Origin of the sequence: Streptomyces verrucosisporus (genome assembly GCF_017114865.1) — a bacterium.
Taxonomy (GTDB): domain Bacteria; phylum Actinomycetota; class Actinomycetes; order Streptomycetales; family Streptomycetaceae; genus Streptomyces; species Streptomyces fenghuangensis.
In genome coordinates this window covers 1-589 of the sequence record NZ_JADEYH010000088.1, presented here as the reverse complement: position 1 = coordinate 589, position 589 = coordinate 1, and the positions used below count along the sequence as shown (strand labels likewise).

Here is a 589-nt window from a genome sequence, read left to right as displayed (position 1 = left end):
CGGGATCGCGACGGTGTACCGGTACGTGGCCGAGGCCGTCGAAGTCCTCGCCGCGCTGGCTCCCGACCTGCGGACCGCTGCCCGCACCGCATCCACCAAGGCATTCGTGATCCTGGACGGCACGCTGCTGCCGATCGACCGCATAGCCGCCGACCAGCCCTTCTACTCCGGGAAGCACAAGAAACACGGCATGAACGTGCAGGTGATCACCGACCCGGCGGGGCGGCCGCTGTGGGTCTCTCCCGCGCTGCCCGGGGCGGTCCACGACATCAAGGCCGCGCGAACCCACGGCGTCATCGACGCCCTGGCCGAGGCCGGCGTCGAGTGCTGGGGTGACAAGGGCTACCGGGGCGCCGGCGGCACCATACGACTGCCCTACTGGGGCCGCTGGGAGACGCTCTCCACAGGACAGCAGGCCGTCAACCGCTCGCACGCGAAGATCCGCGCACTCATCGAACAAGCCATGGCCACCCTCAAGACCTGGCGGCTCCTGCGCAAGCTGCGATGCTCCACCACCCGCATCACCAGCCTCGTTCAGGCCGTCCTCACCCTGCATCTGACCTGCCCAAACTGAGGTTGGAAACAGCTC

1 protein-coding gene is annotated in these 589 nt (G+C 68.4%); it reads left to right on the top strand.

What is annotated here, in order from left to right; genetic code table 11:
* Positions 1-574: transposase family protein (locus tag IQ279_RS27565; protein WP_206352049.1), on the top strand; the 574-nt coding region annotated here is incomplete at its 5' end.
* Between the last annotated feature and the right edge of the window lie 15 nt (positions 575-589).